At 68.2% G+C, this 13,323-nt stretch carries 12 protein-coding genes and 1 other RNA gene; 12 read left to right on the plus strand and 1 reads right to left on the minus strand.

Annotated elements, in window-relative coordinates:
* Positions 1-39 precede the first annotated feature (39 nt).
* The 6 genes from Q0309_RS11755 to Q0309_RS11780 all read left to right on the plus strand — a co-directional run bounded on the left by Q0309_RS11755 (position 40) and on the right by Q0309_RS11780 (position 5,847).
* A complete protein-coding gene (locus tag Q0309_RS11755; protein WP_299440941.1) occupies positions 40-1,023 on the plus strand; it encodes an ABC transporter ATP-binding protein in 984 nt (327 codons plus the stop codon).
* Positions 1,020-2,015 carry an oligopeptide/dipeptide ABC transporter ATP-binding protein gene (locus tag Q0309_RS11760; protein ID WP_299440944.1) on the plus strand — a complete coding sequence of 332 codons (996 nt, stop codon included), beginning with the start codon at positions 1,020-1,022 and terminating at the stop codon, positions 2,013-2,015. Before Q0309_RS11755 ends, Q0309_RS11760 begins: the two co-directional genes overlap by 4 nt.
* Before the next feature lie 67 nt (positions 2,016-2,082).
* Positions 2,083-3,015 (plus strand): MBL fold metallo-hydrolase, encoded by a 933-nt coding sequence (locus tag Q0309_RS11765; protein ID WP_299440947.1) that lies wholly within the window; start codon positions 2,083-2,085, stop codon positions 3,013-3,015.
* 182 nt (positions 3,016-3,197) lie between these two features.
* A complete protein-coding gene (gene arsB, locus Q0309_RS11770) occupies positions 3,198-4,256 on the plus strand; it encodes an ACR3 family arsenite efflux transporter (protein ID WP_299440949.1) in 1,059 nt (352 codons plus the stop codon).
* A 61-nt stretch (positions 4,257-4,317) separates the two neighbouring features.
* Positions 4,318-4,665 carry a helix-turn-helix transcriptional regulator gene (locus Q0309_RS11775; protein ID WP_299440951.1) on the plus strand — a complete coding sequence of 116 codons (348 nt, stop codon included), beginning with the start codon at positions 4,318-4,320 and terminating at the stop codon, positions 4,663-4,665.
* A gap of 162 nt (positions 4,666-4,827) precedes the next feature.
* Positions 4,828-5,847, plus strand: a complete 1,020-nt coding sequence (locus Q0309_RS11780; RefSeq protein WP_299440953.1) for a histone deacetylase family protein — start codon at positions 4,828-4,830, stop codon at positions 5,845-5,847.
* On the opposite strand, the gene Q0309_RS11785 is transcribed toward Q0309_RS11780, so the two are convergent.
* Positions 5,844-6,623 (minus strand): metallophosphoesterase, encoded by a 780-nt coding sequence (locus tag Q0309_RS11785; RefSeq protein ID WP_299440984.1) that lies wholly within the window; start codon positions 6,621-6,623, stop codon positions 5,844-5,846. The two genes, Q0309_RS11780 and Q0309_RS11785, sit on opposite strands and share 4 nt — an antisense overlap.
* A 186-nt stretch (positions 6,624-6,809) precedes the next feature.
* Between Q0309_RS11785 and Q0309_RS11790 the strand changes: the two genes are divergently transcribed.
* From Q0309_RS11790 to Q0309_RS11815, 6 genes are all read left to right on the plus strand, one after another.
* A complete protein-coding gene (locus Q0309_RS11790) occupies positions 6,810-8,210 on the plus strand; it encodes a hypothetical protein (RefSeq protein WP_299440956.1) in 1,401 nt (466 codons plus the stop codon).
* Positions 8,203-9,567: a hypothetical protein gene (locus Q0309_RS11795; protein WP_299440959.1), complete on the plus strand. Its 1,365-nt coding sequence runs from the start codon at positions 8,203-8,205 to the stop codon at positions 9,565-9,567. Before Q0309_RS11790 ends, Q0309_RS11795 begins: the two co-directional genes overlap by 8 nt.
* Positions 9,568-9,580: 13 nt before the next feature.
* Complete coding sequence (locus Q0309_RS11800) at positions 9,581-10,384, plus strand: ABC transporter ATP-binding protein (RefSeq protein ID WP_299440962.1); 804 nt, start codon at positions 9,581-9,583, stop codon at positions 10,382-10,384.
* 66 nt (positions 10,385-10,450) lie between these two features.
* Positions 10,451-10,817, plus strand: a transfer-messenger RNA (tmRNA) gene (gene ssrA, locus Q0309_RS11805).
* Positions 10,818-11,038: 221 nt separating this feature from the next.
* Positions 11,039-11,533 (plus strand): ClpXP protease specificity-enhancing factor SspB, encoded by a 495-nt coding sequence (locus Q0309_RS11810; RefSeq protein ID WP_299440987.1) that lies wholly within the window; start codon positions 11,039-11,041, stop codon positions 11,531-11,533.
* Positions 11,534-11,614: 81 nt separating this feature from the next.
* A complete protein-coding gene (locus tag Q0309_RS11815) occupies positions 11,615-13,225 on the plus strand; it encodes a fumarate hydratase (protein WP_299440965.1) in 1,611 nt (536 codons plus the stop codon).
* The last annotated feature ends 98 nt before the right edge of the window (positions 13,226-13,323 follow it).

Below are 13,323 nucleotides of genomic sequence, written 5' to 3' on the forward strand. Positions count from 1 at the left end.
GGTCCGCTTTCCGGCCAAAACCACGAAGGACTCTCCTGAATGCCCCTGCTGGACGTGCGTGACCTGGTGGTCGAGTTCCCCACCCGGCACGGCACCCTGACGGCGGTCGACTCCGTCAGCTTCACCGTGGACAAGGGCGAGCGCCTGGGCATCGTCGGCGAGTCGGGCGCCGGCAAGTCCGTGGCCGCGTTCGCCATCCTGAACCTGCTCAGCCGCCCCGGGCGCATCGCCGGCGGACAGATTCTGTTCGAGGGGCGGGACCTGACCAAACTGTCGACGCAACAGATGCGCTCGGTGCGGGGCAACCGGATCAGCATGATCTTTCAGGATCCGATGATGACGCTGAACCCGGTGCTGAGCATCGGTACGCAGATGATCGAGACCCTGAAGGCCCACCGGCGCGACATCAGCGATGCCGAAGCCAAGCGCATCGCCATCGCCCGCCTGGGTGAGGTCAAGATCCCCTCGCCGGAGAACCGCATGGGGTCCTATCCGCACGAACTGTCCGGCGGAATGCGCCAGCGCGTGGTGATCGCCATCGCCCTGTTGACCGAGCCGGCGCTGATCATCGCCGACGAGCCCACGACGGCCCTGGACGTGACCATCCAGGCGGAAATCATGAGCCTGATGCTGGCCCTGTGCAGAAGCCACGGCGTCGGGCTGATCCTCATCACCCACGATCTGGCCGTGGTCTCGCAGGTCACGCAAAGGGTGGTGGTGCTCTATGCCGGCCGGGTGGTGGAATCGGGCGCCACCGCGCGTGTGGTTCATGACCCGGTGCATCCCTACACGCGCGGCCTGCTGTCGGCGCTGCCGGGCGAGGGCACGCCGGGCGCGCGCCTGAGCCAGATCCGGGGCAGTATGCCGTCGCTGAACGCCATTCCCGAGGGCTGCCCGTTCCATCCCCGCTGCGACTATGCGCAGGACCGCTGCCGCGCGGCCGTGCCGCCGCTGGACGATTTCGAGGGACACAGGGTGCGGTGCGTGCGCGCCGACGAGTTGATGGCGGGGGCGGCGGCATGAGAGAGGCGGCCGATCACCCGCTGGTCGAGGCGCGGGGCATCGTCAAGCACTTCGACCTGGGCGGGCACTTCCTGCAACGCGAGCGGCCGGTGGTGAAGGCGCTCAACGACGTCTCCATCACCGTGCGGCGCGGCGAGGCGTTCTGTCTGGTGGGCGAGTCCGGTTGCGGCAAGTCCACCCTGGCGCGGGTCATCATGGGATTGCTCGACCCCACCGACGGCGCGATTCATTTCGACGGCACGCGCATCGACGCGCTCAAGCACACGGCGCGCAAGCCGTTCCATCGCCGGATGCAGATGATCTTTCAGAACCCTTATGCGTCGCTGAACCCGCGCCGCACGGTGCAGCAGACGCTGGAGGAGCCGGTTCGCTTCCACTTCCCAAAGCTGTCGGATGCCGAGGTCAAGGAGCGGGTCGAGCGCATCATGGTGTCGGTCGGCAACGATCCCGGCTGGGTTAAGCGCTATCCGCACGAGTTCTCAGGCGGCCAGCGCCAGCGCATCTCCATCGCCCGGGCGCTGATGGTCGAGCCGGACTTCGTGGTGGCCGACGAGCCCATCTCGGCGCTGGACGTGTCCATCCAGGCGCAGGTCCTCAACGTGATGATGGACACGCAGGACAAGCTGGACCTGACCTATCTGTTCATCACCCATGATTTGTCCGTCGTGCGTCACTTCGGCAGCCGCGTGGGGGTGATGTATCTGGGGACGCTGTGCGAACTGGCCGACACGGCGACGCTGTTCGAGCGGCCGCGCCACCCCTACACGCGGATTTTGCTGTCCGCCATCCCGCGCATTTCCACCGACGAGATGCAGCCGCCCGGCCTGCCCGGCGAGGTGCCGTCGGCCATGAACCTGCCGTCGGGGTGCGTGTTCCACGACCGCTGTCCGCTGGCCAATGCCCGCTGCTCGGCCGAGGTGCCGAAGGCGCTGCCCCAGGACGACGGCGCGCTGGTGGCCTGTCACGCGGTGGAGGAAGGGCGGGACGCATAGGCGCGTGGTTTTGCCTCGCCCGGTCCGGCGATCCCGGCACCATCACGGAACCGAAGGAGGAAGCCCGATGCGGTCTTGGTCTCGTGTGTTGGCAACCGGCGCGGGAATCGGCTTGGCCCTGGCCTTTTCCGCCCCTGCCGTCGCTGCGCCGCTGGAGGTGCAGCCCGTCACCGACGGTGTCTATGCCCTGGTCGGCCCGATGGCGCAGCGCGATCCGGAGAACCTGGGCAACAACGCCACCTTTGGCCTCGTCGTCACGGACGACGGCGCGGTGCTGATCGATCCGGGCGGCAGTTACAAGGGCGCCGCCCAGATCGACGCGGCCATCGACACGGTGACCGCCCAGCCGGTGCGCGTGGTCGTCAACACCGGCGGGCAGGATCACCGCTGGCTCGGCAACGGTTATTGGGTGGACCAGGGGGCGGACATCATCGCCTCGGCCGAGGCTGTCGCCGACCAGCAGGAGCGCGGTTCGATGCAGCTCTCCATGCTGGCGCAGTTGATCGGGGACGGCCTTAACGGCACCGAGCCGGTCCACGCCGGCACGGTGTTCGATGACAATCACACCTTCAGCCTGGGCGGCGTGGCGTTTGAGGTGTACCACCCCGGTCCCGCCCACACGCCGGGCGACAGCTATGTCTGGGTGCCGTCGAAGGACATCGTGTTCAGCGGCGACATCGTGTTCGTGGGTCGTCTGCTGGGGGTGCAGGAGCATTCGAACGCGCGCGCCTGGATCGAGGCCTTCGACGCCATGGCCGCCCACGACCCGGCGTACCTGGTGCCGGGCCACGGTCCGGCCACCACGCTGGAGCGGGCGCGCGCGGAGACGCGGGGCTACCTCGCCCACCTGCGCGCGGTGGTGGGCGCGCATCTGGACGCCGGCGGGTCGATCACCGAGGTCGGAAGCGTGGACCAGTCGGCCTTTTCCCATCTGGCGCAGTTCGAGGGGCTCGCCGGCCGCAACGCGCAGCAGGTGTTCTCGGAGATGGAGTGGGAGTGACCCTCGGGCGGGGCCGGCAGTGTGTCCCCACGCGGACCCGACCGTCGGCGGCTCCGAGTCCGTAACATTTCGATTGTCATGAAAATAACCTCGACGACGCGGATCGGTTCGAATATTCTCGAATTATGGTTCCGGCCGCGACCGGATCGGTCGTGGCGCCGTCGCAAGGGATTGAGCGCGCAATGTCATTTTTCGAACGCACCCTGACCCTGTGGGTGGCGGCCTGCATCGTCACCGGCATCGCCCTGGGGCACTTTTTTCCATCGGTCTTCCAGGCCATCGGCGCCGCCGAGGTGGCCAAGGTCAACCTGCCGGTGGCGGTGTTGATCTGGCTGATGATCATTCCCATGCTGGTGAAGATCGATTTCGCGGCGCTGGCCCGCGTCGGCGAGCACTGGCGCGGGATCGGTGTCACACTGCTGGTCAACTGGGCGCTGAAGCCGTTCACCATGGCGCTGCTGGCGTGGCTGTTCATGGGCTGGCTGTTCGCGCCCTGGCTGCCGGCCGAGCAGATCGACAGCTACATCGCCGGACTGATCCTGCTGGCGGCGGCGCCGTGCACGGCCATGGTGTTCGTGTGGTCGAACCTGTGCCGGGGCGAGCCGCACTTCACGCTGACCCAGGTGGCGTTGAATGATTCCATCATGGTGGTGGCCTTCGCGCCCATCGTCGGCCTGCTGCTGGGGTTGTCGGCCATTACCGTCCCTTGGGACACGCTGCTGCTGTCGGTGGTGCTGTACATCGCGGTGCCGGTGGTCCTCGCCCAGGCGTTGCGGCGCCGGGTGCTGGCGCGGGGTGGCGAGGCGGCGTTGGCGGGATGGCTGAGCCGGCTTCAACCGGCGTCGCTGGGGGCGTTGCTGGCGACCCTGGTGCTGCTGTTCGGGTTCCAGGGCGAGCAGATTCTGGCGCAGCCGTTCATCATCGCCCTGCTGGCGGTGCCGATCCTGATCCAGGTGTACCTGAACTCCGGGCTGGCCTATCTGCTGAACCGGATCAGCGGCGAGGCCCATTGCGTTGCCGGGCCGTCGGCGTTGATCGGCGCCTCGAACTTCTTTGAACTGGCGGTGGCGGCGGCGATCAGCCTGTTCGGCTTCGACTCCGGGGCCGCACTGGCGACGGTGGTGGGCGTGCTGATCGAGGTGCCGGTGATGCTGTCCGTCGTGGCCATCGTCAACCGCACCCAGGGCTGGTACGAGGCGGGCGCGGCGGTGCGGCGGCGCGTGGCCAGGGCGGATGCGTGACTGTTCGGCGATTGCAGAACAATCGATTGACAGCGCGTCGGTGGCGTGCCACGCTCGGCCCATGATCGACGACCGCCTGGAAGCCACCGCCCGCTGCCTGGGCGAACTGGGCCACCCTGTGCGCCTGGCCGTGTTCCGCCTGCTGGTGCGCGCGGGGCCGGAGGGCGCGGTTGTGGGCGACCTGTTGCGACACGTGGATATCCCCAAGTCGACGTTGTCGCACCACCTGCAGCACCTGATCATGGTCGGCTTGGTGCATCAGAAACGCGAGGGCCGGTCGCTGCGCTGCTTCGTGGATACGAAGGAGGCGAAGGCGATGCTTGACTACCTGTTGGAAGAGTGCTGCCAGGGCCTGACGGACGCGCCGGCCTGCGTTGTGGGCGACCCGGCGGACCAGGGCGCGGCGTGATCCCGGCCGACGCCAGGATTGACCGGTCTTGCCGGTCTGCCATCACGTGTGAATACAATAGGCCGTCAGTCGAGGGTCGTCGCTTCGCTCCTCGCAATGAGGCGGCGAAGACGACGACGTGTGTGCATCCGACAGGCCCGGAGCGAAGAGGTTTTTATGCGCGTGTTCCAGTCCCCGGCGCAGCGCGGCCACGCCGGCGACACCTTCCTGGTCAGCGGTCAGCCCCGTCCTATCCCGGAGCAGCCGGAGCGGTTGGACCACTTTGACCGCGCCGTCGCCGCCCTGGGCCTGTCCGTCGAGACCCCGCCCGACGCCGGCGACCGGCCGCTGGCCCGCGTGCACACGCCGGAGTATTTGGACTTCCTGCGCACCATCTGGGACGTCTGGCAGACCCTGCCCGGTGCCGGCGGCGATGTGCGGCCCAACGTGCACCCGCCCCGGCGCGACGGCGCGTATCCGCTGGCGCCAGTGGGCCGGGCCGGGTTCCACCTGGGCGATCAAGCGTGTCCGGTGCTGCGTGATACCTGGCCGACGGTGCGCGCCAGCGCGCACGCGGCGGTGGCGGCGGCGCGGGCGGTGACCGGCGGCGCCGGCGAGGCCTATGCCATGTGCCGGCCGCCCGGGCACCATGCCGGGCCGGACCTGGCCGGCGGCTTCTGCTACCTGAACAACAGCGCCATTGCCGCCGCCGAACTGGCGGCCGGCGGCCGGCGCGTGGCCGTGCTGGACGTCGATCTGCACCACGGCAACGGCACCCAGGACATCTTCTATCATCGCGCCGACGTGCTGACCGTCTCGGTCCATGCCGACCCGGCCGCGTTCTATCCGTTCTTCTGGGGACACGCCGCCGAGCGCGGCCGGGACGCCGGGCTGGGCTTCAACCTGAATCTGCCGCTGCCGCTGGGCACCGGCGACGACGGCTATCTGGCGGCGGTCGAAACGGCGCTGGCGCGCATCGACGCGTTCGCGCCGGACGCTCTGGTGGTGGCGCTGGGCCTGGATGCGTCCGAGGACGACCCGTTCGGTGGCCTGCGTGTGACCCCCGACGGTTTCGCCCGCCTGGGCGCGCTGTTGGGCGCCGTCCGGTGGCCCACTGTCCTGGTGCAGGAGGGGGGCTACATCTCGCCGACGCTGAGCGAGAACCTGCGGCGCGTCCTGGGCGCCTTTCTGGCCGAGCGTTAGGCGCCGGGCTCGGTCTGCAGGAACCGCAGCCGGTCGGCCTCAAACACGCCGCAGGTCAGGCGGCCTGTCTCCACGGCACCGGTGTCGAGGGCAATGCGATTGGTCAGCATCAGGGGGCGCGGCGTGATGGTGTGGCCATGTACCACGACGGCGCCGAAATCGGCATCGCTGGTCAGGAACGGCCCCCGGATCCACAACAGATCGTCTGCGGCCTGGTGATCCGGATCCACCCCGGGCCGGATCCCGGCATGGACGAACAGGTAACCCCCTTCGCGGTGCATCAGGTTCAGATCACGCAGGAACAGCATGTGCCGCTCGGGCAGGGCGTCCAGAAGCGCGGCGCGCAAGTGGTTTTCCGCCTCCCCGACCAGGAAGGCGCTGTCCGGTGCCGGCACGCCATAGCTCGCGAGCGTCTGGAACCCGCCGTTGCACAGCCAGCCCGCCACCTCCGCCTTGCCGTCGAGGAACGACAGCAGGAAATCCTCGTGGTTGCCCTTCAGGAAGACCGTTTCAAGGCCCTTGGGCATTCCGTTGGTCAGGATATCGAGAACCCGGCGCGACCGTGGCCCGCGATCAATGTAGTCCCCCAGGAACACGGCAACAGCCCGATCGAGGCTCTCGTCGGCCCGGGCCAGGTCCACGTCAATGGCGTCCAGCAGCCCCTCAAGCAGGTCGGCACGCCCATGGATGTCGGGAACGGCGTAGACCCTGGTGCCGTCCGGCGCCCGGCCGGGCGCCGGGATCCAGAAGTCGACGGGCCAGGTTCCCTCCATCATGGTCACGATGCAGACTCTCTCTTTTCGGTCGCGAAACCCGACACCAATTCCACCAACGAACCGTGGAGGCGGGTTCTCCGCCTTGGCGGGAGGCGAGCAAGAGGCTAATGTTGCCGTGTCGCGCGCACCCTTCGGTCATGCCTTGGTCGCATGGAGCCCTGTAATGATTTCATGGCAGTTTAACACATGATCACAGGCAATGCCTTCCTCCATGCGGACCAGAGTCTTTTGGATTCCCTGGCCCGCATGTCGCGATCGATCCGGGGGCGCGAGGCCATATATATAGCGTTGTCGCGCCTGCGGCCACGCAACAGAACGCCGATCCGGGTCCGCATTGCCGCCCAGTTGTTCGCGCCCCTCGTGGCCGGTTACGGCTGTGAGGTCTTCATCCTTTCGAACGGGGATCTGGTGGTCCTGGGAACGGACATGCCGCCCAGCGCCCTGGAGGTCCAGGGCGAGCGCCTGCGCGCCCTGTTCCGGTCCGACCCGGGCAGCACGAGCGAAGATTCGGATGGCAACGATCCCTTCCTGACCCTCTACGACCTGCAACGCGACCGGGAGTCGTTGCGCCTGAAGGTGGAAGAGCTGGGTCGGGACCACGTAGAGCTGATCGAGTCCCAACGCAAGGACGTTCAGACCGAACGCGCCAAGGACGAGCCCCTGGCACCGGGTCACCTGCGCCATATCGGCCGGGCGCTGGGCAACCTCGACCCACAGCCGCTGGTGCAGCGTCAGGCCGTGCTGCGAATCGACGAGGATCGCCACGGTCGCTTCCAGTACGAAGAATATTTTGTCGCCATGGCCGAGGTGCGCCAGGCCTGCGCGCCCAACGTCGACCTGTTCGCCAACCGCTGGCTGTTCCAGGACGTCTGCCGGCAACTGGACCCACGCATCGTCGCCGCGATCACCCAACTGCCGCTGCCGAAGCCGCCGATTGGCGTCGGCCTCAACCTCAACCTGGAAACGGTGCTCAGCCCGGCCATGGAACGGCTGCACACCGCCCTGCCCAAGGGATCGCGGATGACGGTCGAGGTGCAGGTGATCGACGCCTTCACCAACCTCGACCGCCTGGGCCAGGCCAACGCGTGGCTGACCAAGCGCGGGCATAGCCTGGTGCTGGACGGCGTCTCGCCCCGCGCCCTGGCCATGATCGACCCGGCACGGCTGGATGTCGGCGGCCTGAAACTGACCTGGGATCCCGATCTGGCCGATCCGGCCGCCATCTGGGACGGTCCGCACCCGAAGGCGCTGATCCGCACGCTGGGGGTCGACCGCATCATCCTGGCCCGGGTCGAGAACGAGACCGCCCTGACCTGGGGCATGGCGCAGGGCATCCACTCCTTCCAGGGGTTTTTCGTCGACCGGGTCATCGGCGCCACGACCATGGCCGGGTGCCCGAAGCGCGAGATGTGCACCCTGGCGCAGTGCGTCGAGCGCCGCCGCTCGGCCGCGGGTCCGACCCGCGGGGCGTGCCCCAATCCGCCGCATCTCGACTCCGTGACGCGCCTGCACAATCTCGCGGGCGGGCTCGGTGGCCGGTCCGCCTCCGGAAACCCCGCCGCGCCCCAGGGAGGTGCTCATGGCTGAGGTTCGCTCCGCCGTTTCCTCCGCGTTTGCATTGCCCGAATACGTGAGAGAGATTTCCGAGAGCCATCAGGACGTGAGAGCCCTGCGCTTGGCCTTGTCCGAGTTGCGCCCCGACAGCTGGGACACCGATGTCATTCAGGCGCTGGATCAGGCCATCCAGCCGCTGGCGCGGTCCAACGGCGTGCGCGTCTTCCGGCTGCCGGGCAAGGATTACCTGATCTGTTTTCACCGCGATCAGACCGATGCCGTGCGCTCGCTGCTGATCCGGATGCGCCTGTTGATCCCCGACGATCCCTTGACCGCGCATCTGCTGAACCCGGCCGGACAGAACAGCCCGCTTTTGACGTGGTGGTCGCTGGACCGGGATTTCGCCGTGCTGCGGTCCATGGCCAAGCGGATCGAGGCCGTGGCCATGGCCAAAGCCGAGACCGCCGCCGCCCAGAGCCAGACCAAGCCCCGGCCGGACTACTCCCGGTCGGCCGCGTTCGCCGAAGGCAAGAGGGCCGAAACGGCCCCGCAACGCCCCCAGGGCATCGATGACGAGGCGCCCGACGGGCCACCGCCCGGCCTTATTGACAGTACCGGCAGCAACCGGCCGGCCGGGTCGGACCGCCAGCCCCTGGACGCCGACATTCTCGACCGCCTGATCAGCGGCCTCAACCGCGCCGACCTGTCGAACCACGTGCGGTTGCAGACCATCTGCGCGGTGGTGGGGGGGGCGCCGCCGCAATCGCTGTACTCGGAGATCTACGTCTCCATCCCCAAGCTGCGCGATACCGTGGCGCCGCAGGTGGACCTGACCGCCAACCGGTGGCTGTTCCAGCACTTCACCGAAACGCTGGATCGGCGCATCCTGTCGTGGCTCAACCACGAGGGTCCGCGCCTGATCCGTGGCGGCTTCGCCATCAACATCAACGTCGGGTCGATCCTGTCGGACGCCTTCCTGCGGTTCGAGGAGCGTGTCGCCGCCGCCCTGCACGGCACGGCGGTTCTGGAACTGCGCGTCGAGGACGTGTTCGCCGACCTGGAGGCCTTCACCTTCGCGCGCGACTTCCTGCACCAGCGCGGGTACCGGATCTGCCTGGATTCACTGAGCCCCGAGGAAATGGCCCTGCTCAACCGGGAACGCCTGGGTGTCGACATGATGAAGCTGTTCTGGCGGCCGGACCTGCCCGAGCTTCTATCACAGGGTCCCGGCGCCGAACTGGCCGAGCGGTTGCGGGACGGCGAGGGGGCCACCACCATCCTCGCCCGCTGCGACGACCCGGCGGCCATAGACCTGGGCAAGTCGTTGGGGATCACCATGTTCCAGGGCCACCACATGGACAAGCTGCTGGCGGGCGGCGGCGGCCGGTGATCGCGAGGCGCGCATGACCGCCGGCGCCGCCCACGGCCCCGGCGCGCCACCCGCCGCGCTGCCCGGCGACGCGGTGATCGAGGCACGCGGCGTCGGCAAGGTCTTTCCGGGTCCCTCCGGGTCGAAGGTGACCGCCGTGCGGGATCTCGACCTGACCATCTCCGCCGGAACGACGGTTGGCCTGCTGGGCGGCAACGGAGCCGGCAAGACCACGACTCTGTCGATCATCTCGGGGCTGCTGCTGCCGACGACGGGGACGATCCGGGTGCTGGGACGCGACATGGGGCGCGAACGGCATCTGGCGCTGGCGCGCATGAACGTGTCCTCGCCCTATGTGGACCTGCCGCACCGCCTGACGGTGCGGGAGAACCTGACGGTCTACGGCCACCTGTACGGTGTCCGCGACGTGCGGGAGCGGATCGCGGAGGTGGTGGCCGACCTGCACCTTGGGGACCTGTTGACCCGCCCGGTCGGCAAGCTCTCGGCCGGGCAGAAGACCCGGGTCGCCCTGGCCAAGGCCATGCTCAACGACCCCGAACTCCTGCTGCTGGACGAGCCGACGGCGTCGCTGGACCCCGACACCGGCGACTGGGTGCGCGGCCACCTGGAGACTTGGCGGACGCGGCGCGGCGCCACCATCCTGCTGGCCTCGCACAACATGGCCGAGGTGGAGCGGCTGTGCGATACCGTGTTCGTCATGAAGGGCGGGCGTATCCATGACCAGGGCGCGCCGGGCGACCTGATCGCCCGCCACGGCCGCCGCACCCTGGAGGAGGTATTTCTGGACATCGCCCGACGCACCGATCCGCTGGCGTAATGTGCCAGGCCGACGGTGTGGCCCATCCGCCGCGAGCCGCTGGCCAAAAAACCAGAACCGCACCCGGCCTTTGCATCCGGCCGCCCATCGTCCTATATTCTTTAATGCCGGTTCGCCGGCTATGACGCTAAACCCTGTCTGGAATAAGCGTAGTGGACCCGGGGGCAGTGCCCGGCGCCTCCACCAGTTCCCGGTCCCGCCGGCGGCGGCGGGACCTGTCCTGGGGGCGAAACAGGATCGACACGCGTGGTAAAGAGACAGGCTGTGTTCGGCATGGCACCACCGTTATCGGGCCAAACGCAATAGTTGCCAACGACAACTATGCTCCGGAAGCCGTCGCCGCGTAATGCGGTGCTGGTGACCGATCTAAGCCCCGGGCGGTAGCACGTTCGGGCGGGGTCCGGAGGGCACCTGGCAACAGAAGCCCTCCACTCGTCCCGGCCATCCTGGCGCACCGTGGACAGCACCGTGGGCACCGGGACCTTGGCCTTGTTCGGCCGGGTTCGCGGGACGGAACGTATGGAACGCTCGGGACGCAAGACTCGGGACGCAAGAACGGACAGTTGCTTTTCGCCCTGCCGGCTTGCCGGCCCACGACAAGCGCACGGGATCAACGACGTGAGCGAAACAGTCACCACCTTCCATTATGACCGGATGGTCGAGGCCGCCCTGCGCGGCGTGCTGCGTGACGCACTCAGGGTGGTGGAGTCCCAGGGCGGACTGCCGGGCGAGCACCATTTCTACATCACCTTCGAGACCACCCGCCCGGGCGTCGTTCTGCCCGACCGGCTGCGCGCGCAGCACCCCCAGGACATGACCATCGTCCTGCAGAACCAGTTCTGGGATCTGAAGGTGTTCGACGACGCGCTGGAGGTGACCCTCAGCTTCAACCGCAAGCGCGAGCGCCTGCGCGTGCCGTTCGCCGCCGTCACCGCCTTCGCCGATCCGCACGCCAGTTTCGGCCTGCAGTTCCAGACCGAGAGCGGCACCGACCTGGACGACATGGACGACAGCGGCGCGGCCGAGTGGGACGCGCTGATGGGCGACGGCGAGACCAACGACGAGCAGGGCCAGCCCGACTCGGCGGCGCAGACCGACGCCGACGGCGCCAACGTCATCGCCCTCGACGCCTTCCGCAAGAAGCAGTAAACCCGGTCCACAGACGACATCATCGGTGCCGGCCGGCCGCCGCGCGCGCTGGCTCGCGCCGTGTTTCAACGGGAGTGCGCCATGCTTGATGCCGGCTTCGCCGAGATGTTTCCGCTCGCCACCGATGACACGGCCTATCGCAAGGTGACCGCCGACGGGATCGCCCTCGACCGTTTCCGGGGAGAGGACATGCTGGTGGTCGAGCCGGCGGCCCTGACCCGGCTGGCCGAGGAGGCGTTCCGCGACATCTCCCACCTGCTGCGGCCGTCGCATCTGGCGCAACTGCGGGCCATCATGGACGACCCGGAGGCCTCGGCCAACGACCGCTTCGTCGCCCTGGAACTGCTGAAGAACGCCAACATCTCGGCCGGCATGGTCCTGCCCATGTGCCAGGATACGGGCACCGCCATCATCCTGGGCAAGAAGGGCCAGCGCGTGTTCACCGGCGGCGACGACGCCCTGGCGCTGTCCGAGGGCGTGGCCAACGCCTACGCCAACCTGAACCTGCGCTACTCGCAGATGTCGCCGCGCGACATGTACGACGAGGTCAACACGCGCAACAACCTGCCGGCCCAGATCGACCTGTACGCCACGCCGGGCGAGGGCTATTCGTTCCTGTTCATGGCCAAGGGCGGCGGTTCGGCCAACAAGGCGTTCCTGTACCAACAGACGCGCGCGGTCCTGAGCCCGAAAAGCCTGCTGGCGTTTCTGGAGGAGCAGGTCAAGACCCTGGGCACGGCGGCCTGCCCGCCCTATCACCTGGCCATCGTTATCGGCGGCACCTCCGCCGAGGCCAACATGAAGACCGTCAAGCTGGCCTCCGCCAAGTACCTGGACGGGCTGCCGACGGCCGGCGGCGACCACGGCCATGCCTTCCGCGATCTGGACCTGGAGCAGGCGGTGCTGGAGATGACGCGGCGCCTGGGCATCGGCGCCCAGTTCGGCGGCAAGTACTTCTGCCATGACGTGCGGGTGGTGCGCCTGCCGCGCCACGGCGCCTCGCTGCCGGTGGGCATCGGCGTGTCGTGCTCGGCCGACCGTCAGGCCAAGGCGAAGATCACCCGCGACGGCGTCTTCCTGGAACAGATGGAGACCGACCCGGCCAAGTACATGCCGGACATCAAGGACGAAAAGCTGTCGGGCGACGTGGTCAAGATCGACCTGACCAAGCCCATGACCGAGATCCGGCGGACGCTCAGCCAGGTTCCCATCAAGACCCGGGTCAGCCTGACGGGACCGATGATCGTCGCCCGCGACATCGCCCACGCCAAGCTGAAGGAACGCCTGGACGCCGGCCAGGGCCTGCCGCAGTATTTCAAGGACCACCCGGTGTACTACGCCGGACCGGCCAAGACGCCGGAGGGCATGGCCTCGGGCTCGTTCGGTCCCACCACGGCCGGCCGCATGGACGCCTACGTCGACCTGTTCCAGGCCAACGGCGGCTCCATGGTCATGATCGCCAAGGGCAACCGGTCGAAGGCCGTCACCGACGCCTGCGCCAAGCACGGCGGGTTCTATCTGGGTTCGGTGGGCGGCGCGGCGGCCCAGCTCGCGCTCAACAGTATCCGGAAGGTCGAGGTACTGGAGTACCCCGAACTGGGCATGGAAGCCGTCTGGCGCATCGAGGTCGAGGACTTCCCCGCCTTTGTCATCGTCGACGACAAGGGCAACGACTTCTTCCGGCCGACCTAGTGCAGCGACGCCGTCAAGGGCTACACCCTTGACGGCAAACGTCGCGTAACCGGGGCAAAAGTCCGGGCGGTCAGGCCTGGCAGCGCGCCGCGACCAGG

This window comes from uncultured Rhodospira sp. (genome assembly GCF_937138205.1).
Classification (GTDB): domain Bacteria; phylum Pseudomonadota; class Alphaproteobacteria; order Rhodospirillales; family Rhodospirillaceae; genus Rhodospira.